Here is a 23,293-nt window from a genome sequence, read left to right as displayed (position 1 = left end):
ACGAACCTATAAACCAATCGAATAGGATCTTCGGGGTAGGGTGCAATTCCCAACCGGCGGTGATGTTCTTCGGAACCAGCCCGCGACTCGCTGTTTGACCAGTTTTGGACAGCGACTGACCTGGTGCGACTCCAGGGCCGACGGTATAGTCCGGATGAGAGAAGATCAACACATGAATACGGCCGTTCTCGGGAACGCCTTTTTCCCGACGCCATATTCATGCGTGTGAGCCCCCGTTATTTGGCGTACGCCGAAACGGGGGCTTTTGTCGAATCTGCCAACTGAAGATTCCGTGTTCTGACGAAGGAGTCCTGAATATGGAAAACCATCAAACTGCATCAAACGTTCCGACCAAGCAACGAGGCAACACCGGATTCTGGCTGGTTGTGCTAGGCGCTGCCCTCTGGGGCGTCGACCCTCTCTTCCGCATTCTTTTGCTCGAAACGATGACCTCCACCCAGATCGTCCTGGTGGAACATATCATTGTAAGCCTGATCGCCCTTCCCGTACTTTGGAAATTCAGGGCCGACCTGAAAAATCTGCGTGCACGCCATTGGATTGCCGTCATTTTCATTTCCTGGGGCGGTTCTGCGCTTGCCACGGTGTTATTCACGCTGGCCCTCACTCATAATGATCCAAACACGGTACTGCTGCTGCAAAAAATGCAGCCCTTGTTCGCGATCGTGATGGCAAAGCTGCTGTTAAAAGAATCGCTGCCGCGCCGCTTTGGCGGGTTGTTCATCATTGCGCTGGCAGGAACCTACTTGCTGACCTTTGGATTGACGCTCCCCTCGGCCGGATGGGACAGCTGGGTCCATGCAGGCAGCTTGTTGTCCCTGGGCGCTGCCGCGCTATGGGGAGGCTCCACGGTTATGGGCCGGCTGATGCTGGGACAAACGCGGTATGAAACGGTAACCTCCCTTCGTTTCGTCGTTGCCCTGCCGCTGCTCATCTTCATGACCTGGAATGAAGGCGCACCATGGTCCTTCCCTTCAGGTACGGGTGCCCAGGCTGCGGTCATCCTGAACATTTTGGGCCAAGCGCTGCTGCCTGGATTGTTGAGTCTTTTGCTGTATTACAAAGGTCTCTCTTCGACCAAGGCATCGGTGGCTACTTTGGCTGAATTGAGCTTTCCGATGGCAGGTGTGCTGGTGAACTGGATCGCTTTCCGTACGCTGATTACTTGGGAGCAGCTCATCGGTTTCGTCCTGATCTGGATCGCCCTGTTCGCCATCTCCAGACAGCAAGATCGTTCGCCATCCAACACCAACCTTGAAGCTGCGCGAAGATTGCGCACAGAGTGAATCAAGATAGCATATCATTAATGGCTTGATTTGTATATCCACACTGTTTGTTCCTTCTGGGCAAACAGTGTTTTTTTATGGTTGAACGTGCAGCATCGCATTACATTGCGCTTTTGTCTTTTCGTCCACCTGATGGTACGATGACTATGGAACATGCTCAGCCCAATACATATTGAGAGGAACGATACACATGTCTTCATTTCCATATACATCCTATGACGCCGTCGGTTTGGCAGAGCTTGTGCGTGCGCGGCAAGTATCGCCAAACGAGCTATTGGATGCGGCATTTGCCCGACTGAACGAGTTCAATCCCCGGTTAAACGCCGTGATCCGCACGTATGAGACACGCGCAAGGCAGGAAGCCAACCAGACAAGGCCGGGGGAACAACCTTTTGCCGGCGTACCGCTCTTGTTGAAGGACATTTCGCAATCCTTGGAAAACGAGCTTCTCACTTCCGGTTCACGTTTGTTCAGCGAGCACCGCGCTGTGCGCAGCTCCAATTTCGTCCAACGCCTGCGTGAGGCCGGTTTTATTATTATCGGGCATACCAATACGCCGGAGTTCGGCTTGAAAAACATCACAGAACCCAGCCTGCATGGCCCGACGCGCAATCCATGGAACACGGAGCACTCGCCAGGCGGTTCCAGCGGCGGAGCGGCGGCAGCCGTTGCCTCGGGAATGGTTCCACTGGCAGGTGCAAGCGACGGCGGCGGCTCGATCCGCATACCTGCAGCGTTTAGCGGACTGTTCGGTCTGAAGCCTACGCGCGGCCGGACGCCGGTTGGTCCAGGCGCAGGCCGTCAATGGCAGGGCGCCTCCATCGATTTTGCCTTGTCCCGCACCGTTCGCGACAGTGCGGCACTGTTGGATGTGCTGCAAGTCGTCCAGCCGGAAGCGGCGTTCCACGCCCCTCTTTTTCCGGGAAGTTACCTGGCAGACATGAACTATCCACACCAACGAAAACTGAAAATCGCATATACTACGGCTTCGCCTGTAGGAACACCTGTCAGCGAAGAAGCCAAACAAGCGGTGTACAAGCTCGTTCGCTGGCTCGAAGAGCAAGGCCACGACGTTGAAGAAAAACTCAGTCCCGTCAACGGCGTTCGTCTCATCGAAAATTACTACATGATGAACAGTGGAGAAATGGCCGCCATGGTTTCCTCCATTGAACGCTCCATCGGACGTGAGCTGACCGCAAGAGATATGGAAATCGAAGCCTGGGTCATTGCCGAGGCAGGCAAAAAAGTATCTGCCGCCGAGTTCGTTCACAGTTTGGCTGAGTGGGATGTTGCCGCTGCGCAGATGTCCAAGCTGTTCGAACGATATGATTTTTACGTAACGCCCACGAACGCTTTTCCAGCACCACGAATCGGGGAATTAACGGCCGATGCCAAACGGATCGACGAATTGATGATGGTCAGCGAATTGGACAAGGATCGGCAGCAGCAGCTTATTTATGAAATGTTTGAGCCGAGCTTGACCTATACTCCATTTACCCAGCTTGCCAATTTGACGGGTCAGCCTGCCATGAGCGTACCTATACACATGACCCCGGACGGCCTGCCTATGGGAGCTCAGATCATGGCGACTAAAGGCCGTGAGGACTGGCTGTTTCATTTGGCCGGACAGCTTGAAGCATCCGAGCTCTGGATTGGCTTGAAAGGCAACCCGATGTTCCCCGCCTAAAGCGGAAGAGGGATTATGGGGATGGGATCTTTGATGTCGGGTTATATATAAGCGATACGAAGTCGATGGATACCCCCGCATAACCATCATGTCATGCGGGGTGTATACCTCATCTGAATTTCACCTTATTCAATGCCTTGTAATGCAAAGTAGTTTCTTTTCTATTTAGGTTTACATAATATTTATGTTGTATACTATTAAAGTTAGGCACATGACTTAACCTCACACTTTCCGTTGAATGCCTTAAAGCCTGCTCTTCCCTTTCTCTTTAGCAACTAACGTCAATCGTCAAAAAAGTCGCAGCACATCGGTCATCGAACCGATATACTGCGACTGTTCTGTTCAAATTTTCTTTTAATTCACGCTGTCGTCGGCCGAGGGGCCATACAATCCAGGAACGGGAATGTCCAGGAGTCTGAAGTAAACTCCAAGCTGTGCACGGTGATGGATCATATGGCTAAGACCGAAGGTGCGCAATGCGATTGCCCGCGGGCGCTGCAAAATGACATAATCCCCGCTTCGCAAGGTCCACTCCTCGCCCAGCATTTCCTCGCTGCATTCGGATAACAGCTTTTCCAGTTTTGCGGCGTTCTCGTCGAATTCGTTCAACACATCCGCTCGACTTGTCAAAGCTTCCCGTCTGGGCGGCACAGTCGCCAGATCCAGTTCAGGTCCAACAAAAATCGCGACTTGCCAGTTTACCAGATTGATTAAGTGCGTGGTCAGCCCGCCGAGCGTCATCGATTTAGTGTGTGGACGCCATTCCATATGCTCATCGGGCAAGCGTTCCAGGATGCGGCGGGTAGAAGCCAGCTCGTGTTTGGCATCGCCAATAATCAGATCTATTGCCACAGTTTACCATCCTCCCTTATATGTACAGAATACTATAAACTTGGACTCGTGGAAAGATCATTTTTGTGCTGCATCAACTCTGTCAGCAAGCATTTCACCGCAAAAAGCAGCCCCTGAGGGCTGCCGGCACTTCATAAGGAATTTACTCCAAATGAACCGATCATGATTAAACTTAGGACGACATGTCCAAATAGAGCATTGGTTTTCAATCGGTCAGCGACCGGTCTTTACTCCGCTGATTTTCGAGCCATATTGGACAATCATTACGTCTTGGCCAACGAGGGTTGGCAATGGGGTCCCTTTGTACAATACGGAGGCCAACGTTTTTCCGCTGTTCGTATCTATGGCCACCAGATTGCCGTTCCCTAAACGGGCATAGGCAATGCCATCACGGCCCGGAATTGACCAATCCACGACCGACACCGGGAAAACGTAAGTTTTATCGGGCTTGGTGATGGAAGGATCGTTCACGGGAAAGCGTGAAACGACCGCTTGTTTTTGACGTTCATCGTATTTGCCGATGACATAGAAGTAACTTCCATCGGATACGACATCGACCGCGCTAAGTTCTTCCACAAAGTCTACAGGGACATAAGAACGGGTAGCCTTAATCTTTCCGCTGCTTAATTCAATTTCATCAATATTTGCCGCATAACCGGCATCGATGCCTTCGGTTACGTCACGGGAGTAAAACGTTTTTCCGTTTGAATACAGGATGTCCTGATGGTCCCCATCGTTTAGCGTCCATTTCACTTTACCGGTCGCGGCATCGATCCCTTTCAAACTGCTCGTTGTTAAACCTCCCGAGATGGTCGTAGATGCGACAAGCATTTTCCCGGTAAGAAGAACGTTATACCCATGTTCGCCGCCTTTTAATTTCCATTTCACTTTACCGTTTGAGGCGTTGTATGCGGTTAGACCATATTCGTCCCCGACATAAATCACCCCATCCGCCAGATGCAAACTGAAATTGGAGTAACTCTCCCCTTTTCCTGGGCGTAATTGCGTTTTAACTTTCCATTGCAATTTACCTGTTTTTGCATTCAGTTTCAGCAGCTGCCCCGTTGTATCCGTAACCCACACCGATTGGCCATCCGTAACTGTTTGTGAAGACGCAGCAGCCCGATAAGTCCAGCGAGTTTTGCCGGACAAAGCATCAAAGGCAATGTATTTACCACCAACCGTGTAGTATAAATCATTCTTGATTAGTGTGGCCTTTATGTCCATTTGATTCAGGTCACCAACTGCTTTGGTCCAAACGGGTTTCAGGTTCGTGGACGCAACGTTGTCTGCAGACTGGGCCGATACCTGGTTGGTATCCACCCAAAACGATGAGACTGGCGATAAGAGAAAAGTTATGGCTAATCCTGTTTTGACGAATCTGGACAATGTTTGTTTTCCAATCGAATTCATTGTTTCTGTTCCTCCTGTTATTCCGGATTTAGTGTCAATTGTAATCCTACTCACTAGTTTTTTCAAGAACCTATCGTTTCTAAAAGTACTACGTATGCTGCCGTTATGCCTCATTCGAGTACGAGTTCCTTGAAGGTTTCAAGATGCTTTTCGGGAATATCGCATTCGTTTATCAAATAGTTTTCTATGGTGCCATGGCGAGCCAGAATGGGTTGAAGCACATCCTCCAGATAGTCGCGCCTTACCTCCAATATAGGTTTGATCCGTTCTGCCGGCACGCGGTAAAAACTCATGAAACGAATCATGTTCTCCGCTTTTTTCATGCGAGGTCCAATGCGTACATTGGAATACAGGTAATCCTTCAGGACGTGATCATACGGAACGTTGAGAAAAAGCTGGATGATCGCCACGATAAATCCGGTTCGGTCTTTGCCTCCGGTGCAATGAATCAGAACGGGCAATTTTTCTTTCCTGGATAACAAACTGAAAATGTTTTTGATCGTGGATTGGGATCCGTTCCCCATATGAAAATACATGTCCTTCATCTGTTGTTCAAAGTTAATCTCGCTCCCATGCCGGATCAAATATTTCATGAATTCAAGCCTGGTAAACGCTTGGCTTTTGTCCTGCATAGGCAGATTAGCGACCTCGATCCCCCGATTCAGCATGCGGCTCTTTTTGGACTGTTGTTCAGTCTCCGTCCTCAAATCACAAATCAATTGCATGCCGGTCTGTTCCAGCCGCGCAATGTCCCTTCTCGAAAGCTTGGATAAATCGTCCGAGCGGAACAAATGCCCTCTCTTCACTCTCTTGCCGTCGGTTGTGTCATAACCCCCAAAGTCCCTGAAGTTGCCCAACCCGTCAAAAGAAGATATGATGCCGTGCTCTTTGTTGTTCTTGTCCATGTTCGCTTCCTACTTTCTGATCTCACATTCATGTAAAGTATTTACACCGATACTCGTTCTTGAAAACTAATAACCATCATAATTTGACTAACTGGTTTTGTAAAGAACCATATGTTCAAAAATGTGTTTTATCGCTTCGTCTGATGATTGACACAACGTCATGTGAAGGATATGATGTATCGTGACTTATTGGTTTTATATAAAACTAATAGGTTAAGAAAGGCAAAAATATGCCTTGCGGAACGGGCTGAAGCCGGCCAGCCTCGTCCCGTCAAATCCTCATGAAAGCAGGTATTCATGCATGTCTCAACATTCATTACTTCAGGAACAGCCCAAAGAAAGTTCATTTTCCATTCGACCGTATCTACCGCCGCTGATCGCGATCGTCATCGGAACGTTTATGGTTATTCTGGATAGTACGGCGGTGAACGTCGCCCTTCCGACTTGGGTGCGGGATTTCGGCGTTACGCTCCAAACGATGCAGTGGGCGGTCACCGCTTATACGTTAGCTCTCTCTGCAGTCATTCCACTGGCAGGGTGGCTTTCGGACAAATTTGGCGCTAAGCGAGTGTTCCTGAGTTCCATCGGATTTTTCACGCTTGGTTCTCTGCTATGCGCATTTGCTCAAACGTCCGGACAGCTCATTCTTTTTCGGGTCATTCAAGGTTTAGGAGGAGGAATGGTTTCTCCGGTCGGAATGGCGATGGTGTATCGCCTGGCGCCTCCTGACAAACGTGGGTCAATTATCGGCATGCTGGGCATACCGATGCTTCTCGCTCCTGCTCTCGGGCCGGTTATATCCGGATGGTTGGTTGAATACGTGAGCTGGCATTGGATTTTCTGGATTAACCTTCCGATCGGGTTGGCAGGAATATGGATCGGCATGAAGCACCTGCCCTCCTTCCAATCCCAAGCAAACCCTCGTTTGGATGTGTTGGGCTTATTTCTCGGCCCTGCTGCTTTTGCTTGTCTGACGTTCGGCTTCAGCGAAGCAGGGAGCGGCTTGGCCTCTTCATACGCTCTTTGGGGCTTGTCGGCGGGTACCGTTTTGCTGGCACTCTTCGTCATCTCCTGTTTAGTGCAGCGAGAACCGCTTCTTGAATTGCGCGTTATGAAGTCCGGGCCGTTTACGATCGGAATAATAACCTCCTGGATCATGCAAACGGCTCTGTTCGGTACCGTGCTGTTATTTCCGCTGCTCCTTCAGCAGGTCAAGCAATTGGGACCACTGGCAACAGGCCTTCACCTTTTGCCTCAGGCGATCGGTTCGATGATCTTCATGCCATTGGCCGGAAAATGGTTTGACAAAATGGGGGCGCGTCCTCCATTGACTGTGGGCATGCTGCTGATCTCAGGCGGGCTTTTTGCCATGTCGATTGTGGGAACGGATTACGGTCCTTCCTTCATCATGCTCATTTTGTTTGCGCTCGGTTCAGGGATGGGTCTGTCAATGATGTCGCTTAACACTTACGTATTGAACGCCACGCCGCCCCAGATGGTTAGCCGGGTTACTCCGCTAACGAGCGCTTCCCAACAAGTGGTGTCATCCTTTGCGATTGCCGGTTTTACGGGTTATCTCTCGTCACGCATCACGAATAACGCAGGCAAAGAGCTGTCTGCCATGGATGCTCACACCGCTGCTTTTAGTGACACATTTTGGCTGGCCGCTTGCATCGCGACGGTGGGATTGGTATGCAGCTTTTTGTTGAAGAAAAAAACGCCGTCCGCAAAGAAAGGCTCCTCTTCCTCTGTGAATGACTCAAACGAAAGGATACATGAACATGATCAATTTCCTCTTTAATCCCAAAACGCCTATTCTCGTCACAGTGCTGGCATTGCTAGCGGCCATCATTGCGGTATGGTTTGCTCCATCGGAGCTCCCCATTCACTTTACGAATGGTCAAGCCGACAGGTTTGTCAGTCGATGGGTCGGCTTGTTTGCTCTTCCTGTCTTGATGATTGTTCTGCTCTATCGCCGATGGAGGGAAGGTGCCGGCTGGCTTATTTATGTACTGGCTCTATTGCAAATTTGCATGTTATGGCTCGCTTTGATCTAGGCGTCCCCGAAGCAATCCTTCTTTTTTGCTCTTCGAATATTGGTTATACTTGACTAAGGAGCTGGAGAGGCATTAAACCTGATCCGTAACGAGTGATAAGGAGAACTGAACATGAGTTTATTGAAGGACAAAATCATCCAATCCGCCGTCCGCCTTTTTATGGAAAAAGGCTATCGGGCAACGTCGATTCAAGACATCGCAGACGATTGCAGCATCGCGAAAGGATCTCTGTACAAATTTTTCGAATCCAAAGAAGACTTGTTCGTCAGCATTTTGAAACAACGTCAGCAATCGATGATGGATGGGGTGGAGCGAATTCGTAAATTGGCACTGCCACGCCGGGAAACGTACTTATCCGAAATTACGTGTTTGTTTCAATTCTTTGGCCGCCATGGCTACTATATTTCCCGGGATTATAATGAATTTCCTCCGGGAGGCAGCGACAATATTTCCTCTCTCATTCATCAGATTCAGGTTCAAATGTTCAACTACTACGAGAATCTGTTGTCGAGGCAATACGGTTCGGCCATCTCGAATTGGAAGTGGGACGTGACAGCCCTGTTCAGCGGTCTTGTTCGGGAGTATACTTTTCATTTGTTGTTTGCATACAAACCGATCCCGGCCGAAAAACTGGCGGTATTTATTGCGGAACGGATGGATGATTTGGTGGATGGCCTGGGCAAAGCTTCTCCCCTGCCCTTATTAACACCCGAGCTTATGAAAGAATACGAGGAAGTGGATTTGGGTTCAGCGGTACCCACAAATTCAGGCAGAATCTCTACCTTGTTTCGAACCATACAATCGACCATTCCTGATCTGTATGTTCCGAATGCCCGAAAGAAGGAGCTTCAAGAAGTGGCAATGCTGCTTGAGGAGGAGTTGGCCGGGGACAAGCCGCGGACTTTTCTGATTCAAGCATTGCTTCGGGATTTGGCTGCGGAGCCCGAATTGTCTTTCTACGCCAACCAGCTGCAGCAGCGCTTGGGAGTAATCCGACAAGAGAGGCAGTAGCCGGCTCAAAAAAATATCCTGCAGCAAAGAGGGCTCCGAACCCGCTTTTCGCTGCAGGATATTCTGCTTTAGGGGAAACGTTATTCACGGGCATAAGCCCCAAAAGACATGCATTTCCTATTCTCATTGGTAAAAGGCAGCCATATCATCGAACAATTTTTTGATAAATTCAAGCTCGGCATTGCTGTATTGACCCAAAAAATCGTACATGCGCTGCTTTTCTTTCGCATGAAGCTCGTCGTGGGCAGCGAACAGCTTTTTCCCGACAGGCGTCAATCGAAAGTATACTTCTTTTTTGTTATCGTTAAGCTGAGCTTTTCGTACCCAACCAGCCTTAAGCAATTTATTGGCGATCTTGGAGGTATTGCCTTTGCTTACATGAATCCGTTCCGCGATGGACGTGATATTGATCGGTTCTTGCTCTCCGATGCATGCAATGGTATGCAGTTCCGTCATGTTCAAGCTGAAGCTGGCACCGATGTGCTTTCGGAGATCCTCAAGGTATGACGCGGATATCCGAGATTCGTATTGTTCTTTGTGTTGAAGGAATTGAATGAAGCTTTCATGAATTGCGTTTTTGTTTTTATTTAAAGTCTCCATGATCTGCTTGGCTCCTTGACTTATTTCTTTTATTATATCACTGCATGTTTTCCTAAGAAACAAAGAGGACCTGTACCTGCTTGCCTTCTCAACGCAATGCTCCAAGCTTGCCTCACGTCGCAATCCCGGGTTGACACTACAGGTAGCATACTGTACAATAATATTGTTTCATATGAAACAATATTATTGTCGTAATTAAAAGTATGTACTTATTCATCTAAATTATTATGTTTTCTTCAGAAACAATAAGAAAGAGAGTGATTCCAAATGAAGGTTGAATCCATCATTAGGGAACGCCGGAGCATACGGAAGTTCTCCGATCAGCCTGTGCCCGATCACCTTATTCAGGATGTATTGAATCAAGCGTCTAATTTGTGCGACTCACAAATGCTGAATGCCATGACGCTTATGTTGGCCCTGTCGCACGAATCCAAAACTCGTCTTTCCCGGTATATGATGGATTCTTTTGCGGTTACCCGGTTTGGCAAGCTCACCCCCAAGCCCCTAAAGGAAACGATGGTGAAGTACTTTTCCGAGGTCCCCGGCCTCGTGGCCGTTGTTGTGGAAGATCATGGTTCGCCGGAGCAACGAGACCGGCAGTATGCAAATGTTTGTTTTTACCTGCAAAACCTGCAGCTGTTAGCTTGGGAAAACGGGATCGGCATGTTTTGGCGCACAGATGAAATGTTGTATACCAGGTCCTTTTTTGAACAACTGGGCATGTCAGAACGTGAACGATTGGTCGGTATTTTGATCTTTGGTTTCATTGACAAAACACCCCGTCCCCGCAAGCGGACGCCTGCCGCAAAAAAATGGAGTCGCTGGCCGCAAACCTGAACGATTTGATGCACTCGTTCCCATCTCTAATTTATTTGTATAACAACGAATATAAACCAATTATATACCAATCTTGATTTAACTTCCCCGGCTTATATCACTTAAAGAAACGGAGCAGAAGATCATGTTAATTTCGGATGTATTGCACAAAAACGATCGATTTCCTTCCTTCGAACCAAAACCGGTCGACCCTGAAGCGATTCTGCGTCTATTGGATGCAGCGGTATGGGCACCGAATGATGGTCTGCGGGAACCCTGGCGTTTCCTGTTCGTGGAAGGCAAACACCGTGAAGAAGCACTGCCTCTCCACCGTCGCGAAGCCCCGGCGCATCTGGTCGCCATTGCGAATGCCGAAGGCGCCATGCACAAACAAGCGGAAGATTTGGCCGCCGTTTACTGCTTGATTCAAAACTTAAAGCTGCTCGGGATGGACAACGGCATAGGCATTGAGGTTTGCATCGAGGGCTGGATCTATGACGAGACGGTTCGCCAAAGATTGGGGATACGGGATCATGAGCGAATAGCGGCAATTCTGAATATAGGGTACGCGGATATCGGAAGCCTATCCCAAAAAGATCAACCCACCCGTCTCCGTATTCGTGAATGTTAATGACGGAACCACGATCTTGACCTGAGCTCGGGACTAGATCGTGGTTCCATTCTTTAAAGAGACAATCGCTATTTTTAGCGACTTTGCATCGTCTGTTTCTTTGTCCACGATAATATGCATCAGCTGCTTCCTCAGCATACCGGAACTATTCACCTTGTTTTTTTCGACAAACACTGATGATGGAAGAAGACGAAGGCGTGAAGGGTGTTTTATCCCAGTCCGAATACTGGCTTTCGATATGAAAGCCGTGACGGGTCAACAGATGCTTAAGCGTATCATTATCCGTAGAACGACATGCAATTCGCGAAGTTGTTTTCCTGAATCCCCAATCACGGAAAGTGACCCAGTGCATGATTTGGTTCCTTGCATCATAGGATTGCGTTCCGGATACCTTGACTTTAATTCCATCCTGATCCGTAAATTCTCCCCAGGTCGTCTCCTCTTCGTCAGATAAATCGGTCCCCAAGGGGTTCCGTGTTTCAAAAACAAACATTCCATTGGGCTTTAAGTGTTTGTACACTGTTCCGAGTAAGGCCACTTGATCTTCTTCGCTCAAAAATGCTTGAAATGCATTTCCGGTTAAATAAATCAAAGAAAAGCGCTTATCGGAATCGAAGGTAAGAGCATCCGCTTCAATAAACTCCACAGGCAAGCCTTGAGCCTTAAACCGCGCATACTCAAGCATCGCTGCAGAAATATCAACGCCGGTTATATGAATCCCCGATTTTGCTAAATGAATGGTTGCCAATCCTGTACCGCACGCAAGCTCTAACACTTCGCCCGGGCTCGATCTGGCAGCTTCAAGATAGAAATTGTATTTTGTTGTATCCCTGTCATTACAGAGATCCAACTTATGCATAACGTCAGTTTTTTGCTGAATAATACAGATTCGCGCCGATCGAGGACAGACAATGAACGACGAATATACCCGTAATGATAAAGAACGATAGAGAGACTCCTTCCATAACCATGGCGACAATCCAAGCAACGGCAAGCGTGACTGTTGTAGCATTCCATGAAAAAGCCTTTGATTTGGTAATACAATACGTGTACCTTTCATCGAGTTCGTACCGCTTTTTGAGCCTGCTCCGGGATACGATGACCGTGATTATGGCTGCAAGCATCCCTGCTATGATCCCTCCGACGCCTACAATCTGGTTCATGACTTCAGGATTCAATGTTTTCGTCCCCCTCGAAAATGAATAATTCCTCAATGCTGCACCTGAAGGTTTGGGCTAACTTGTGTGCCAACACAAGCGAAGGTTTATACTTCCCTGCTTCCAGGGAAACGACCGTTTGCCTGGACACTTTGAGCAGACGAGACAATTCTTCCTGCGTCAATGACGCATCCATGCGCTTAGCGCGGATATGGTTTTGCACGTTAGTCCTCCAAAAACCAAAATGTAAAGTCAGCTTTACATAGCCCACTATACTTTACGTGTAATAATATGTCAATTAAGGGTTTGCAACTCTAACTTCCTGGACTTCGCTTCAGACCCTGAATCATTTGTTTTTTCTGCTTTCCTTCCTTGATCCATTATGAAACGGTTCGATGAAGCCAATAATAAGAAATTGATTCGAATGAAACTTCGGGGAGTGATTGCATGCTGAGTAATGTCATTATCGCTTTTGTGATTCCCGTGATCATTGGCGGATGGATTCTGCGCAGGAACCTCAACATCCTACTTGCTTTTTATCCATTGGGAGTGGCTACCTCCAGCTGCGTCAACAATGTGGGTTTTAATTTCTTCTGGAATATCCTCCCGAACACCAACAATCAATCGTATGCAGCCCTCCCTATGGATTTAGGTTTATATCCCATGTTCGGATGTCTTATGATATATGCCATTCTTGAAAAAGGGATGAAGCCTTGGCCGACAATACTGGCATCATCCTTCATTTTAACGATTCTGGAGTGGATCGCTAAACAAATGGGCAAGGTCATCTATTTCAATGATTGGAACATTTACTGGACGTTTTTGTCCTACTTTCTGCCTTTCGTTTTAGCTTACGGGTATAGCCTTGTTTTCAGAAAAATGTTTAAAGTTTGGAGGTAAAACCGCAAAGAACCTAACGGAACTTCTCCGTAATCTCGGTGTCCGAAAAGTTTGAAAGTCTACAAATTCCCAAAAGAGGTAGCTTGACTTAGAGTAAACTTAAAGGTGTAAGATGGGACCAAGTCGACAACAAAAGGAGTTCCTTGAATGAATATTAAAGAAGTTGCGGAAAGAACCGGGCTTTCTGCACATACCATTCGATTTTATGAAAGAAGTGGGTTGATTCCAAAAATTAAGAGAAACGATAGCGGAATACGAGAATTTACGGATTCTGAAGTAAACTTTCTTATATTTATGGTAACTCTCAAAAAAACAGGGATGTCCCTTGAAGATATTTCGGAGTTTACAAAAGAAGGCTGCATACTGGAACGTTTGGAATCTGGAGAAATGCCCAAAGAGTCAGTTAGCAATCGACTATCGATTCTTTTGAATCATCAGAATAAGTTACTTGAACAACAACAAAATATTGAATTACTTATTAATGCCGTGGCTCAAAAAATTTCATTCTACGAAAAGTACATTGAGGCATCGGGTAAAATAGAGACGGAGGATTTAAAAGATGACGAAAAAAAGATATGAAGTCGGTATACAATTAATGAATGAGGTAGTCGGAGAATCTGGAGGTCATACTCGTGATTTTTTGAAAGGCATTGCCCCTGATTTCGAACGTTTCTTAGTTGAATTCCCATTTGGTGATATCTATAGTCGACCTGGATTGGATCTGAAATCTCGTGAAATTGCAACCATCGCTGCTTTAACCGCTCTTGGTTACGCAATTCCTCAACTGAAAGTTCATATTAATGGTGCCTTAAATGTTGGATGCACAAAAGAAGAGATTGTAGAGATAATGATGCAAATGGCAGTTTATGCTGGTTTCCCCGCTGCTTTAAATGGACTGAATGCGGCTAAGGAAGTTTTTTACAACTAGAAATTTATAAGAGGGGAATATCAACATGTTAAACCGGAATATTTCTTTTACTTGGCTTGGTTTTGGCGGATTTTATATAAAAACACCCGGAAATAAAGAAATACTTATTGATCCATGGATTAAAAATAATCCCTCCTGCCCCGAGACAATAAAAAACATTGAAAAAGTAGATTACATTTTATTCACACATGCACATCGAGATCATGCTGAAGATGCCGTTTGGCTTGCGCAAACGACAGGTGCCATAGTATTGGCGGGTTGGGAATTGGCATTTATTCTCCAGAAAAAGGGTGTCCAAAATGTTGTTTCGATAAATAAAGGTGGAACTCGAAAATTAGGAGACATTGCGGTTACTGCTGTACATGCAGACCATTCCTCGGCTTTCGTTGATGATGATCAGATTATTTATGGTGGGGAGCCCATGGGCTACGTAATCAAATTCGAAAATGGATACACGGTCTATCATGCTGGGGATACAAACGTATTTGGCGATATGGCTCTAATTGCGGAATTATACGAGCCAGAGCTGGCACTATTGCCAATTGGCGATGCTTATACGATGTCCCCTCGAGAGGCAGCTAAGGCAGTCCGCCTTCTAAATATAAAAAATGTAATCCCGACACATTTTGGCGTATTTGATTTTTTAACCGGTCGACCAAGCGAACTTTCTGCTCTGCTTTCTGATATTGAAGATTTAACGGTTTATGATATATGTCCTGGTGATACGATCCAGTAAAACCAGGTTGGTTTGTGATGAAAATTCCCCTGGCGCTGGAAGATAGGAACTATAATTGAATAACATCCCATCTACTTTGCGGGTGGTGCAGTTTCACTTGTACTATCCGCAAGAGGAAAACTTAAAATAGTGAGTCATTCCGAAAAGTTCGACCCGATATATTCCCATATGTTGATTAAAAATAGTAAGTGGATATCTCCTGCAGTGCGAGCTTCTCCAAACTCGTCATCGATTCGATCCGTGAACCGGTCACCGGGGTCGTAAGTCGTCGCCAAATGTTTAGAAAGCCTATGGAGCTGAAATCACTATTCGATCTATATTCGATCTATATTCGGTCCTTCCGTTCCGGTGGTTATTAATTTCAACGTATTGATCCCTTGGTTCATCGGCACGGAGACCATTTTCTCTCCCCAGGCTCCCCAGTCTCCGGTTGCCGTAAAAGGGGCATTACTGATGACTTTCGTCCCGTTTACAGTTCCATATTTGGAACCGTTCGAACGCCCTACATTGCCTGCACTTACCCTGCAGAGATTGTTAAACGGCATGGTCATGCCGTACAAGATCAGGATGCAATGATCCGTGCTTTTCAAAGAAAACGCTTTAATTTGGGTACTGCCTGTCATGCTATAATTTGGCTAAACGTGACCAACGAAGGAGGATATCCATGGCTACCAACGAAAATGGGGCGTTCCATACAGGAGCATACAGGAATTTGTTCCTGGAACTGGGCTATGACGAGAAGGAAATTGAGGCAAAACTGGAGCAGACATGGAACGAGCTGTTCTATGGAGACGAGAATACACGAATTTATTACCCGATGGGTGAGGACAAAGGGTACTTCCTCGACACCGGTAACCACGATGTACGCTCGGAAGGCATGTCTTACGGCATGATGATGGCCGTGCAAATGGATAAGAAAGAAGAATTTGATCGACTCTGGAATTTTTCCCGTACGTATATGCAGCATACCGAAGGCCGATACAAGGATTATTTTGCTTGGCATTGCAAGCCTGACGGTACCCGCCTGTCGCAAGGTCCTGCCCCTGACGGCGAGGAGTTTTTCGCCATGGCCCTGTTCTTTGCCTCCAACCGCTGGGGTGATGGTGCTGCGCCTTACGATTACAAGGAACAAGCCCGAAAAATCCTCCGCGCCTGCATCCATCAAGGTGAAAATGGCGAGGGAGATCCGATGTGGGACCCGGATACCCGGCTGATCAAGTTTGTTCCGGAATCACCATTCAGCGACCCCTCCTACCATCTCCCCCACTTTTACGAACTGTTCGCAATATATGCGGATGAGGGGGATCAAGCCTTCTGGAAGGAAGCAGCGGCGGCAAGTCGGGCTTATCTGCATACCGCCTGTCATCCTGTAACCGGGCTTTCGCCTGAATATGCGAATTACGACGGCTCACCCGCTCCGGTTCAGCCGCATGGTGATTTTAGACATTTTTACAGCGATGCTTACCGGGTTGCGGCAAATATTGCTCTGGATTGGGAATGGTTCCACAAAGATCCGTGGCAGGTCGAACAATCCAATCGGATTCAGTCCTTCTTCAGTGGCATTGACGTATCCGAATATCGTCGATATACCATCGAAGGTGAACCCTTCGACGAACCTTCCCTGCATCCTGTAGGCTTGCTCGCCACGAACGCGATGGCTTCGCTGGCTGCGGACGGTCCGGATGTCGAACCATTCGTTCGCCGGTTCTGGAACACGCCGCTGCGACAAGGAGAACGCCGATACTACGACAATTGCCTATATTTCTTCAGTCTGCTGGCTTTAAGCGGCAGATATCGCATATATTGATTATCCGACAATGATCATCCAACAATGAATCATCGCAAATGGAAATCACACGCATCACATTGCACCACGCAGGCCGAAATTTCAACGAAAAGAGGACCTTTCAGGCATTACGGCCGGAAAGGTCCTCTTTTACATGGATGTTAATTGCTGACGGCAACAAATTTCCATTGTTGATGGAGCCCGCCGGTATAATCGTTTTGCTGCAGCTTTGCTCCGTCTGACGACGAAGCATTCGCCACTTCGATCGCTTTGTTGCTGTTTACGTTGATGATACTCCAGTACCCATTGCCCAGATCGTTAATTTTAAAATGCTGTGCGGTCGTGTTCAGATTGCTCATAAGCTGCACCGCTTCGCCGTTTGTGAGGGTACCGTTGCGAATATCAATCACTTTATCGGGAGAGTTCACGCTGGTCAGCGTGTAGCTTCCGCCACCGATCGAAGTCAGAACCCATTTCTGCGGATTGCCGCCCAGATCGCTCCATTGCTGGAGCTGCAGATTGTTCTGGTTTTGCCCGCCGGGAACATCGATGACCTTATTCGAATGTCTGGCTACAATTTTGTACGTTTCGCCTGATACAAGCCCGGTTGTCGGTCCACCACCATTTCCGCCGCCGGGATACGTTTGTGCACGTTCATGATACCAGTTGAACAGGAAACGGCCCATCGCGCTCCGCGAAGCATCCCCGTCCCATTTCAGTCCTGCCGTAGGGTCGGCAAAAGAACTGCGTTGACCCGGCTCCAGAATGAAGCCGTTCATATGGGCAGCGATGCTGACATTACCTGCCGCATTGAAAATCGTTTTCGTATTGGTGCCAAAACCTTCGTTGCTGCCATTAAACAAGTTCCAGTATGCTGAGTCGCCGGGTTTATTCTTAAACCAGGTTACTTCGGTAATGTTGATCGGATATTTGTCTGCGGCCGCCTTGACGTTCGTATTCCACTGATCTTGCAAAATGGAGAAGTTATCATACGCGCCGTAACCAGGATACCAGTGCACAGCATATCCGTAGTTGTTCAGCGGGTCGGTCAAAGGATGGCTTGCCGTCAGACTATAGAATTGGTTGTAGCCCAGACCTGCCGCCCAGATCACATTGTCCGCGCCTTGGCTGCGAATCGTCGAGATGATGGAGTTCTGAAAGTTACGCAAGTCGTTCCAGTGATCGACAAAGTCGTTTTCCCCGTTGTAGCCGCCCCAATGTCCATTGGCGTATGACTTCACCGGCTCGTTAATCAGCTCGAAGTGAACGTTGTCCGCACTTTTAATCTCTGGACGGGAGGCGAGATAACCCCAGATTTGATTGAACTTTTGCAGATTGGCAGCGGTCGTTGCCTGATCATCCTTCAACGTGAAGTCAAGACCCAGGACAACGTATACACCTTTTGTCTTGGCATACTGAATATACGGAATAATGACGTTCTGCGTAACGGTCTGCACACCGGCAAAATTGTATGTACCCGCCGCCACATCACCCATGTCCTGACGATCAATGAACAGACGAACCTGATTCATATTCCAGCCATGATTGCTGCCGTATTTCGGACTTGTGTCCGCAAACGTATCGGTAATGTCCTTCAGGTAGGCCAGTGTAGCCGCATGACGGTTGTTGCCGTGCAGATTAAGATAGTAATTGCTGTCCTGATACGTCCAGTAGGCACCTGACGGTTGATGCCAGCCGTTCAGAAGCACAGGCTGATTGTTGCTGTTCACCAGATGTTTGCCGCTGACGTGAAGCTTGCCCATAGGCATGCCCACCCATGCCTCGGCACGGCCGCCTCCCCATGGAGCAATCGTGATCAGTAAAGCCATAACGAGTAAAAGTTTACAAGACATCCACATCTTCTTCACTTTGGTTCCTCCTCTCATGATCGATGGCTTTCCCTTATTCGATATGTGTTGAATTCAAGCACAGCTTTTACGAGCCGTTCATATCCGTTGGTGCCCGCTCCCGCACCCCGTTCCATCCGTGCAGCTGCATGAATTTCCCTCCTTCCACGGTTTATTTTTAAGTCTCCAGTTTTACTGTACCGGCCAAACGTTAGCCAACGATCCCCGTACGTTCCACACTTTCCACGAAATAACGCTGCACGAACAGATAGATGACGATCAAAGGCAGAATGGCAAGCAATATCCCCGTATCCTGGATCATGCTGAGATAGAAAGGGTCTGCCTTGGAGGCGCCATCACTCACTTGCTGCGCCAGATTGTATGGAAGCGATGACAGTTGGGTCGACATGACTTTGCTTGATGTCAGATACGTGGTCGTGTAGAAACTGTCATTCCACTGCCATACAAAGGAAAACAGCATCACGGTCACCATGGACGGAATCGCATTCGGCAGCATGATTCGGGCAAAGGTTCGCCCGATGCCTGCACCGTCCACGTAGGCAGCCTCCTCCACTTCCTTCGGGATGCCGCGGAAGAACTGCCGGAAGATGAAAATATACAATCCGGCTTTAAGCGAATTGGCCGTAATGGCGGTCAGAATGAACGGCCAGTAGGTGTTCAGCAGATTCACCGGTTTGCCGGCAATAAGTGTCATCAGGCCCATCAGGTCAAAGCTTTTCAGATTCAGATACACCGGAATCAGGATGGTCGTTGGCGGAACGAGAATCGTGAGAATGACGCCCGCGAACAGCAAGTTGCTCCCCTTGAACTTCAATCGTGCGAAACCATATCCGGCAAGAGCACAGGACGCTGTCGTCAAGAGCGTTGTCGAGGCTGACAGCGCGAAGGTATTAAACAGCGTCGCCCAGTAATCCATCACCCGAATGGCCTGCTGGAAGTTATCCAGCGAGAAATTTTGGGGTATCCATACCACCACCGCGGAATACAGATCACCCTTGTCTTTGATGGACGTTGAGATTTTCTGGAATATCGGAAAGAGGATAACAAAGGAAAGTCCGGTAATCAGTACAAATCGAACGACAGACCAGAGCCAGCCTTTCCAATGTTCCAGCGATAATAATCGTGAAGTGGTCACGCTGAACGTCCTCCTTTCTAATCTTGATAGAAGACTCGTTTCGAGAAAATGATGGATACAATCACGAGAATGATCGCAATGGCCAGGAAATACACCCATGCCATGGCAGAGCTTAGGCCGAAGTCGAACTTCACGAATCCGGTATCCCGGATCAGTTCAGTCATGGCGTTATTGGCAAACGAGTCGATAATCGTATAGATGGCGTTGACAAAGATCAGCGGGCTGACCATCGGGAACGTAATTTTCCAGAAGGCTTCGTATCCGGTGGCCCCCTCCATTTTGGATGCCTCGTAGAGCTGAGGCGAGATCGTCTGAATGCCTGCCAAAAAGATCAAAATTTGCACGCCTGACTGGCTGACAATCTGATAGATCCGATCGACGGCACTGCTCAGATACGTCACGATCCATTCGCTTACCCCGGCATCCAGCATCAGATATTCCAGCTCAAATGTACCTAGTGCGCTTCCACCGGTGCTGTTTTGATTAACGGCATCAATCAAGCTGGTGCTCTCCAGCGACATGATGACTCCCGAAGCCAGAATAACGGGCAGGAAAAAGATGGAGCGTGCCACGGCCCGGCCTCTGAACTTCTGGTTCAGGATGACGGCGAGAAACAGGCTGAATATGACGATGAGAGGCACATTGACGAGCACATCGGTAACGGACTCGATCAGCGCGCGGTTAAAGCTTGTATTGACGGTGAGTGCCTGAATATAGTTGGCGACACCAGTGAATTGAATGGCAATGCCTTCCGCATTGGCCTGAATCGCACTCATGCTGTAACGCAGAGACGCCAGCAGCGGGATAAAGAAAAACAAAACAAATCCGACCAGCCACGGAAGCACGTAGATGACGCCCCACATGGCTTTCTGTTGAGCATACGTACGACTTCCCCATTTCCATTTCAGGAGCGTCTTCAGAGCTGCTCACCACCAGTCATATAGCTTTGAGCTTCCACGGTTTGGTTCTCAACCTTTACAGGAAAGTCATTATAATTCACGATCACGAAGCCACCGCCGTCATAAGTTGTTCGATACACACCTTCCGCCAATGATTCATGCGATTTCATGGAACGCCCGGCAAATGGCTGATTGATCTGATTGACCTCGTTGTACATCTCGGCAGCCAGATCTATCCATTGCTCGTAGTTTGCCGCGTACAGATCGTCATAGTCGGTCTGTTTGACCACATGGTTCGGCGCATTAAACCAGGCGAAGTACGGGCTCGCACCATATTCAATCAGCTTCAATACATACTGTCTCGGGTTCGTATAGGTCGAGAGATTGTATGGAGAGCCGGTGTAACTGATATTTCCGTGAACGACCAATTGGAAGAACGGAACCTCTTCATCCTCCAGTTTGAATTGGCTGCTGCTCATCGGAGCATCCGTCAACCCAGTAACATAAGGCAGTGCGTAGCCATTGCCACCTTCGGCCACAACGGAGCCTGCCTGCTGTTTGATCCGTTCCAGCGCTTTGGTGACCACGCCCAACGCTTCCGTTCGATCCAGCAGCTTCTTCGGGTTCATGTCGCTATTCAGCTGCTCAGCCAGATCTTTCAGGCTCAGTGATTGCGAGTGCTCCTCTTTTTGAATAGACTTCATCTCTTCCAGCATCTCTTCCGTCAGCTGATTCAGCTTGTTGGGCGAGAGTACATAGGATGGAGATCGGTCCCGATCCCGTTGCTGCAAAGCCTGATTCATCGGATATACCACAGCCGGTTCTTGGGTTAACGTTCGAGATGCCTCTCTGGACGGTTTGAACCCTTTCTTGGATTGCACATTCAGCAGAGCCATATCCGGATAAAACCCGATCCCCGCTTCCCGTGCATAATCGCTAAAATCACGCATGCCCTTCTTCCCGCCAATCGCGCCGTCCACCGAGATGGAATCCGGCAGACGGTGATGCAGCCCATCGTTGAACCATCCGGCGTAGCGAACCTGAATGTTCGACACGTTCTTCTCCTTCAGCGTGGACAGGATCTGCTTGGCTTCCTCAAACGTCGTAAGTGCCTCTGTAGAATCGTAAGGAATCCCCAGCATATGCTGCCGGGTTGTCATGCCTCCAATCAATTTCAGATAAAATGGAATACCCGGCTGCTCTTCGCCTGCTTGCTGTTCGGGAAGTCCGCCGGTTTGCAGCAGATAATTCCGATACAATGCGGCGAGTCCCGAGTACGAAGCCTTCTCCGCACCAACGAAAGCGTATCTGACAACAAAGTCCGAGGCTGTCGGCCTCTTCTGAAATTTCGGAAGCGTACGCACCATATCGCTGGCCTGAAGCGTCACATCGCTCTTGTTCACGACATAGAAGCTGGGATAAACGTTGTTGTAGCTGTTCAGCTTGCCGCTGATATCCGCATTCACCACGGCCACAGCGTCACCTTCCTCGATGATGCCAAGGAAAGCACCCTCTTTCCGAATCAGTCCAAAGACCGGCAATCTCGCTTTAGTTTCATTCGAGCCGGCTTCCCGGAGCTTCATCGTCAAGTCCGGTCCGTAAATATCTTGCTGATAACCCGGATACTGGATTTTTTCATTATTAAAATGGATCAGTGCTCCGGAGCCGTCCGGCACAAATATGGAGCCTTCTTCATTCGTCCCTCCGGCTCCGAAATATTCCAGCACGGATATGGTGTTGATCGGGTATTCCTCCGGAAAATGTATGCCGGATGCAGGTACACGCACCAGCAGATTCTCGCCATCCAGTTCATATTCCAAAGTCATCATGAAGAGCCGCGGTCCGCTGCGCTCCTGATCAATCCCATGTTCGGCATTGTCCTGTGCCAGGTCTTCTTCCGTATAACCGGCCGCGTCAAAAGCCTTAAGGGCACGGGACAGCTGAAGTCCCTGCAGTGCCTTGTCAATTCGAACGTAGACTCCTTCGTCCTTATCCTCCGTATAACCGATCTTCAGGGCGCGTTCCCCGGCCTTGTCGAGCTGTGCCAACAGCTTCTGCTCAAATCGTTCCTTGCTGATTTTGACCGGCAAGTCTTCAATCGAGCGCTCGGTGCTCCCGAACTGATAGTGAACCCGAACCCCGTTTGGCATAGCCTCATAGCTAACCTGCTTATGTCCGATGCTATCTGTAAACGAGTTCACCATGCTGCTCTGGCCCTGGCTGTTGAAGAAGCTGAGCCTTGCTTGAGACGACAGGAGGTCTTTGTTGATGCCTGCCGCAACTCCGTCCTGCTCCCGGTCTGCAGGATTGCTGCGCCAGATTTGTCCGCTCTCTCTGTGCAGGACAGCAATCTCTGCAGTCTCTTCATTGATAAACAACCGTAAGGCCTCATTCCCGGCAATGCCAATCATGCTTTGAAGTCGCGCATCGCTAAAGGAAGATTTCAGTTTTTCTCCGGGAGGCAGGGAGGGAAAATCGGTCTGTTCTACAGCGGCCGCCTCGCGAACCTGCGATGATGGCGAGAACTGGCAACCGCTTAGAAGCAGACTGCCAATGAGCAGCATTCCGGTTATTTTTTTCGCTACAGCATATTTCACTGGATGTCCTC

Annotated in this window: 24 protein-coding genes and 1 riboswitch; of the genes, 12 read left to right on the top strand and 12 right to left on the bottom strand. The window is 48.5% G+C overall.

The genetic code is table 11. The features are described from left to right. Positions 1-22 precede the first annotated feature (22 nt). Positions 23-170, top strand: a riboswitch (FMN riboswitch). Between the two features lie 147 nt (positions 171-317). Then, on the top strand, positions 318-1,304 hold the full coding sequence (locus MKY59_RS15325; protein WP_339278262.1) for a DMT family transporter: 987 nt from the start codon (positions 318-320) through the stop codon (positions 1,302-1,304). A gap of 190 nt (positions 1,305-1,494) precedes the next feature. After that, positions 1,495-2,991 (top strand): amidase, encoded by a 1,497-nt coding sequence (locus MKY59_RS15320; protein WP_339278261.1) that lies wholly within the window; start codon positions 1,495-1,497, stop codon positions 2,989-2,991. A 354-nt stretch (positions 2,992-3,345) separates the two neighbouring features. On the opposite strand, the gene MKY59_RS15315 is transcribed toward MKY59_RS15320, so the two are convergent. From MKY59_RS15315 to MKY59_RS15305, 3 genes are all read right to left on the bottom strand, one after another. Next, positions 3,346-3,843 (bottom strand): DinB family protein, encoded by a 498-nt coding sequence (locus MKY59_RS15315; RefSeq protein ID WP_339278260.1) that lies wholly within the window; start codon positions 3,841-3,843, stop codon positions 3,346-3,348. 213 nt (positions 3,844-4,056) lie between these two features. Next, complete coding sequence (locus MKY59_RS15310) at positions 4,057-5,256, bottom strand: PQQ-binding-like beta-propeller repeat protein (protein WP_339278259.1); 1,200 nt, start codon at positions 5,254-5,256, stop codon at positions 4,057-4,059. Between the two features lie 110 nt (positions 5,257-5,366). Then, on the bottom strand, positions 5,367-6,161 hold the full coding sequence (locus MKY59_RS15305; protein WP_339278258.1) for a tyrosine-protein phosphatase: 795 nt from the start codon (positions 6,159-6,161) through the stop codon (positions 5,367-5,369). 301 nt (positions 6,162-6,462) lie between these two features. On the opposite strand from MKY59_RS15305, the gene MKY59_RS15300 reads away from it, so the two are divergent. The 3 genes from MKY59_RS15300 to MKY59_RS15290 all read left to right on the top strand — a co-directional run bounded on the left by MKY59_RS15300 (position 6,463) and on the right by MKY59_RS15290 (position 9,229). After that, positions 6,463-7,962, top strand: coding sequence for an MDR family MFS transporter (locus tag MKY59_RS15300; protein ID WP_339278257.1), 1,500 nt, complete (start codon positions 6,463-6,465; stop codon positions 7,960-7,962). Further along, on the top strand, positions 7,943-8,218 hold the full coding sequence (locus MKY59_RS15295; RefSeq protein ID WP_339278256.1) for a DUF1648 domain-containing protein: 276 nt from the start codon (positions 7,943-7,945) through the stop codon (positions 8,216-8,218). Before MKY59_RS15300 ends, MKY59_RS15295 begins: the two co-directional genes overlap by 20 nt. A 111-nt stretch (positions 8,219-8,329) precedes the next feature. Continuing rightward, on the top strand, positions 8,330-9,229 hold the full coding sequence (locus tag MKY59_RS15290; RefSeq protein ID WP_339278255.1) for a TetR/AcrR family transcriptional regulator: 900 nt from the start codon (positions 8,330-8,332) through the stop codon (positions 9,227-9,229). A 123-nt stretch (positions 9,230-9,352) separates the two neighbouring features. Here the strand turns inward: MKY59_RS15290 and MKY59_RS15285 are convergent, their stop codons facing one another. Next, positions 9,353-9,829, bottom strand: coding sequence for a MarR family transcriptional regulator (locus MKY59_RS15285; RefSeq protein WP_339278254.1), 477 nt, complete (start codon positions 9,827-9,829; stop codon positions 9,353-9,355). A gap of 267 nt (positions 9,830-10,096) precedes the next feature. On the opposite strand from MKY59_RS15285, the gene MKY59_RS15280 reads away from it, so the two are divergent. Together MKY59_RS15280 and MKY59_RS15275 are read left to right on the top strand one after the other, a co-directional pair. Next, positions 10,097-10,666, top strand: coding sequence for a nitroreductase family protein (locus MKY59_RS15280; protein ID WP_339278253.1), 570 nt, complete (start codon positions 10,097-10,099; stop codon positions 10,664-10,666). A gap of 124 nt (positions 10,667-10,790) precedes the next feature. Further along, positions 10,791-11,276, top strand: a complete 486-nt coding sequence (locus tag MKY59_RS15275; protein WP_339278252.1) for a nitroreductase family protein — start codon at positions 10,791-10,793, stop codon at positions 11,274-11,276. A 145-nt stretch (positions 11,277-11,421) separates the two neighbouring features. Here the strand turns inward: MKY59_RS15275 and MKY59_RS15270 are convergent, their stop codons facing one another. From MKY59_RS15270 to MKY59_RS15260, 3 genes are read right to left on the bottom strand one after another with little or no spacing between them, the layout of a single operon-like run. Next, positions 11,422-12,135 carry a class I SAM-dependent methyltransferase gene (locus MKY59_RS15270; RefSeq protein WP_339278251.1) on the bottom strand — a complete coding sequence of 238 codons (714 nt, stop codon included), beginning with the start codon at positions 12,133-12,135 and terminating at the stop codon, positions 11,422-11,424. A 4-nt stretch (positions 12,136-12,139) separates the two neighbouring features. Further along, positions 12,140-12,454, bottom strand: a complete 315-nt coding sequence (locus tag MKY59_RS15265) for a hypothetical protein (RefSeq protein WP_236414162.1) — start codon at positions 12,452-12,454, stop codon at positions 12,140-12,142. After that, positions 12,444-12,656, bottom strand: coding sequence for a helix-turn-helix transcriptional regulator (locus tag MKY59_RS15260; protein ID WP_236414160.1), 213 nt, complete (start codon positions 12,654-12,656; stop codon positions 12,444-12,446). The genes MKY59_RS15265 and MKY59_RS15260 overlap by 11 nt, the downstream gene beginning before the upstream one ends. Positions 12,657-12,880: 224 nt before the next feature. On the opposite strand from MKY59_RS15260, the gene MKY59_RS15255 reads away from it, so the two are divergent. The 4 genes from MKY59_RS15255 (at position 12,881) to MKY59_RS15240 (ending at position 14,997) form a co-directional block, all read left to right on the top strand. Then, entirely contained in the window at positions 12,881-13,333 is a 453-nt protein-coding gene (locus MKY59_RS15255) for a CBO0543 family protein (protein WP_339278250.1), read from the top strand. 147 nt (positions 13,334-13,480) lie between these two features. Then, positions 13,481-13,912, top strand: a complete 432-nt coding sequence (locus tag MKY59_RS15250; RefSeq protein WP_339278249.1) for a MerR family transcriptional regulator — start codon at positions 13,481-13,483, stop codon at positions 13,910-13,912. Next, a complete protein-coding gene (locus tag MKY59_RS15245) occupies positions 13,893-14,261 on the top strand; it encodes a carboxymuconolactone decarboxylase family protein (RefSeq protein WP_339278248.1) in 369 nt (122 codons plus the stop codon). The genes MKY59_RS15250 and MKY59_RS15245 overlap by 20 nt, the downstream gene beginning before the upstream one ends. 25 nt (positions 14,262-14,286) lie before the next feature. After that, complete coding sequence (locus MKY59_RS15240) at positions 14,287-14,997, top strand: metal-dependent hydrolase (protein ID WP_339278247.1); 711 nt, start codon at positions 14,287-14,289, stop codon at positions 14,995-14,997. A 314-nt stretch (positions 14,998-15,311) separates the two neighbouring features. Here the strand turns inward: MKY59_RS15240 and MKY59_RS15235 are convergent, their stop codons facing one another. Beyond that, positions 15,312-15,620, bottom strand: coding sequence for a hypothetical protein (locus MKY59_RS15235; RefSeq protein WP_339278246.1), 309 nt, complete (start codon positions 15,618-15,620; stop codon positions 15,312-15,314). A gap of 41 nt (positions 15,621-15,661) precedes the next feature. Here MKY59_RS15235 and MKY59_RS15230 point away from each other — a divergent pair, with 41 nt between their 5' ends. Beyond that, entirely contained in the window at positions 15,662-16,804 is a 1,143-nt protein-coding gene (locus MKY59_RS15230; protein WP_236414148.1) for a glycosyl hydrolase family 8, read from the top strand. A 140-nt stretch (positions 16,805-16,944) separates the two neighbouring features. Here MKY59_RS15230 and MKY59_RS15225 read toward each other — a convergent pair whose 3' ends face one another. From MKY59_RS15225 to MKY59_RS15210, 4 genes are all read right to left on the bottom strand, one after another. After that, complete coding sequence (locus MKY59_RS15225) at positions 16,945-18,642, bottom strand: RICIN domain-containing protein (protein ID WP_339278404.1); 1,698 nt, start codon at positions 18,640-18,642, stop codon at positions 16,945-16,947. Positions 18,643-18,841: 199 nt separating this feature from the next. Further along, positions 18,842-19,786, bottom strand: coding sequence for a carbohydrate ABC transporter permease (locus MKY59_RS15220; protein WP_339278245.1), 945 nt, complete (start codon positions 19,784-19,786; stop codon positions 18,842-18,844). 17 nt (positions 19,787-19,803) lie between these two features. Beyond that, a complete protein-coding gene (locus tag MKY59_RS15215; RefSeq protein WP_236414144.1) occupies positions 19,804-20,649 on the bottom strand; it encodes a sugar ABC transporter permease in 846 nt (281 codons plus the stop codon). Positions 20,650-20,702: 53 nt separating this feature from the next. Beyond that, complete coding sequence (locus MKY59_RS15210; RefSeq protein WP_339278244.1) at positions 20,703-23,282, bottom strand: DUF5696 domain-containing protein; 2,580 nt, start codon at positions 23,280-23,282, stop codon at positions 20,703-20,705. Positions 23,283-23,293: the final 11 nt, after the last annotated feature.

Source organism: Paenibacillus sp. FSL W8-0426 (genome assembly GCF_037969725.1).
GTDB classification, from domain to species: domain Bacteria; phylum Bacillota; class Bacilli; order Paenibacillales; family Paenibacillaceae; genus Paenibacillus; species Paenibacillus hubeiensis.
This window is presented reverse-complemented; position numbering and strand designations above follow the sequence as displayed.

What these genes read in the sequence shown, in the direction of transcription:
- MKY59_RS15255 (WP_339278250.1), top strand. Translation starts at nt 12,881, where the DNA reads ATGCTGAGTAATGTCATTATCGCTTTTGTGATTCCCGTGATCATTGGC.
- MKY59_RS15305 (WP_339278258.1), bottom strand. Translation starts at nt 6,161, where the DNA reads ATGGACAAGAACAACAAAGAGCACGGCATCATATCTTCTTTTGACGGG.
- MKY59_RS15325 (WP_339278262.1), top strand. Translation starts at nt 318, where the DNA reads ATGGAAAACCATCAAACTGCATCAAACGTTCCGACCAAGCAACGAGGC.
- MKY59_RS15275 (WP_339278252.1), top strand. Translation starts at nt 10,791, where the DNA reads ATGTTAATTTCGGATGTATTGCACAAAAACGATCGATTTCCTTCCTTC.
- MKY59_RS15230 (WP_236414148.1), top strand. Translation starts at nt 15,662, where the DNA reads ATGGCTACCAACGAAAATGGGGCGTTCCATACAGGAGCATACAGGAAT.
- MKY59_RS15250 (WP_339278249.1), top strand. Translation starts at nt 13,481, where the DNA reads ATGAATATTAAAGAAGTTGCGGAAAGAACCGGGCTTTCTGCACATACC.
- MKY59_RS15290 (WP_339278255.1), top strand. Translation starts at nt 8,330, where the DNA reads ATGAGTTTATTGAAGGACAAAATCATCCAATCCGCCGTCCGCCTTTTT.
- MKY59_RS15300 (WP_339278257.1), top strand. Translation starts at nt 6,463, where the DNA reads ATGTCTCAACATTCATTACTTCAGGAACAGCCCAAAGAAAGTTCATTT.
- MKY59_RS15225 (WP_339278404.1), bottom strand. Translation starts at nt 18,642, where the DNA reads ATGTGGATGTCTTGTAAACTTTTACTCGTTATGGCTTTACTGATCACG.
- MKY59_RS15285 (WP_339278254.1), bottom strand. Translation starts at nt 9,829, where the DNA reads ATGGAGACTTTAAATAAAAACAAAAACGCAATTCATGAAAGCTTCATT.
- MKY59_RS15320 (WP_339278261.1), top strand. Translation starts at nt 1,495, where the DNA reads ATGTCTTCATTTCCATATACATCCTATGACGCCGTCGGTTTGGCAGAG.
- MKY59_RS15235 (WP_339278246.1), bottom strand. Translation starts at nt 15,620, where the DNA reads ATGACAGGCAGTACCCAAATTAAAGCGTTTTCTTTGAAAAGCACGGAT.
- MKY59_RS15245 (WP_339278248.1), top strand. Translation starts at nt 13,893, where the DNA reads ATGACGAAAAAAAGATATGAAGTCGGTATACAATTAATGAATGAGGTA.
- MKY59_RS15240 (WP_339278247.1), top strand. Translation starts at nt 14,287, where the DNA reads ATGTTAAACCGGAATATTTCTTTTACTTGGCTTGGTTTTGGCGGATTT.
- MKY59_RS15310 (WP_339278259.1), bottom strand. Translation starts at nt 5,256, where the DNA reads ATGAATTCGATTGGAAAACAAACATTGTCCAGATTCGTCAAAACAGGA.
- MKY59_RS15270 (WP_339278251.1), bottom strand. Translation starts at nt 12,135, where the DNA reads ATGCATAAGTTGGATCTCTGTAATGACAGGGATACAACAAAATACAAT.
- MKY59_RS15295 (WP_339278256.1), top strand. Translation starts at nt 7,943, where the DNA reads ATGATCAATTTCCTCTTTAATCCCAAAACGCCTATTCTCGTCACAGTG.
- MKY59_RS15215 (WP_236414144.1), bottom strand. Translation starts at nt 20,649, where the DNA reads ATGTGGGGCGTCATCTACGTGCTTCCGTGGCTGGTCGGATTTGTTTTG.
- MKY59_RS15280 (WP_339278253.1), top strand. Translation starts at nt 10,097, where the DNA reads ATGAAGGTTGAATCCATCATTAGGGAACGCCGGAGCATACGGAAGTTC.